Below are 1,727 nucleotides of genomic sequence, written 5' to 3'. Positions count from 1 at the left end.
GCAAATCCGCCGCATAATCACAACAACCAGTTGAGCCAGACCCTCTCTTAGTTCAGGCGGCCATCTGTCCCAAAATCCCTGACGACGGACAGTCAGACACCCGGATTTTGCACCGGTGACTGTGGCCACAGCGAATGAGACCAAAGCCAGTTGGACAATTTTTTTCATATAGAGGACGCTAAACGCTTCTTTAGTCGAATGAAACCCAAGCTGCACGACTCTCGGCCATGAGCGGACCCCGCCTTACCTTGAGCGAAATCGACGAGCTCGAAATCGACGATGCACTCAATCGAGGCGGTACCATCGGCAGATTGGACCTAAGCTTTGTGGCGCAAATTCACGAAGCCATGCAGAGGACGCCGTTTACGTCTCAACGCAACAAAGAGCGGCTTGCTGTGTTGTTCTCGACCTATCTGTAACGGCCCCGCTTAGGCGGGGCCTTTGCTTTCTAAAGTGTGCTTTTACCATATTGGTAAACGTACATTCGCCCTCTGTTCTGACTTCTGAATTGTTTCGTGTGCGCTTCCATGTTCTGCCCCTATATCGATGCCATTGAGGTGTCATAATACCCAAAAAAGAAAGAACAAGAAGGAAACAAATAAGGCTCAAAGGAGGTTTCTGAGATACAATCATTGAGCACCAATTTGCCGATTCTTTTAGCAACAGGAAATTTTGCTGCGACCGAATACCGATTGAGTTATTGTCCTGCATGCTCAGACAATTGGAGTAGAGAATGGCTCAGCATTCTCGGACAAGAACTGAACTGGTCGCGATACCTAGTGACCTTGTCGGCACGCGTGCCGCAGTGTTTTTCTTGCTCAGTAGACCTAAGCGCCGCAAACTCCACATCGGATTTGCTGACCGAGCCGCTAACACTCCCACGCGCCCTTCAGCACTTGAGCCTCGCGGTCGGCACTACACAAAGACACTCCTTTTGACGGACGAGTTTATCTTCACCTAAGTCTGGCTGCATCAGTTCGAACGAACATGATGAATTCAACCACGTGTTCGCAACAAATAATAAGCTTTTACAACTCGTTAACCAACTTGTGGGCATGGGCCATGGGCTGGTGCATCGAGCGGTAACCATGAAAAAGTCGGCAATACTGGACAATTTGAAAGAGGTAATAGGCTGAGATAGAAAAAGGTTCGGCAAGCTGGTCAAGTATGACGATCACAACGGATTTTCAGAGGAAGAATTGAAGGGATTGGATGAGTTGTACGCACGCAGCCCACCACCCAACGCCATAACCGAACCTGCACACCCGCCGTCATACGTGTATCGAGACCGACTTTCACGAAAGAATGCTGCTGGTGGTGGCCTGATTAAAGACGACGACGGGGCTAACCGGCCTCACAATTGGGGGCATCGCGAGCGACTGCGGCAACGCTTTCTCAAAGGCGGTCACGATCCAATGCCGGAATATGAGCTTTCAGAGCTGCTACTTTTCAAAGCAATTCCGAGGATCGACATTAAGCCATTGGCCAAACGTCTGCTGGCTGAGTTCGGCGACCTGAATGGGGTCATTGCAACCTCAAAGCACCGAATTCTCAAGTTAGATGTGGCTAGTGACCGGGTTCACTACCATCTGCGCGTTATAGAAGCTGTCGGGTATAGGATGGCACAGGCACAGATTTGTCCGTCGTCAGGGATTTTGGGACAGATGGCCGCCTGAACTAAGAGAGGGTCTGGCTCAACTGGTTGTTGTGATTATGCGGCGGATTTG

Annotated in this window: 1 protein-coding gene and 1 pseudogene; both read left to right on the top strand. The window is 50.3% G+C overall.

What is annotated here, in order from left to right; translation table 11 throughout:
- Nucleotides 1-227 precede the first annotated feature (227 nt).
- Entirely contained in the window at nucleotides 228-419 is a 192-nt protein-coding gene (locus ACR0AW_RS21170) for a hypothetical protein (RefSeq protein WP_170734261.1), read from the top strand.
- Between the two features lie 738 nt (nucleotides 420-1,157).
- A pseudogene (locus ACR0AW_RS21165) lies at nucleotides 1,158-1,527 on the top strand (RadC family protein); the annotation flags it as partial.
- Nucleotides 1,528-1,727 lie beyond the last annotated feature (200 nt).

This window comes from Ruegeria sp. C5, assembly GCF_056537605.1.
The sequence above is the reverse complement of the archived record's forward strand: the minus strand, read 5'-3'. Positions and strand labels throughout refer to the sequence as shown.

Coding starts and splice junctions, on each gene's coding strand:
- ACR0AW_RS21170 (WP_170734261.1), top strand. CDS start 228: ATGAGCGGACCCCGCCTTACCTTGAGCGAAATCGACGAGCTCGAAATC.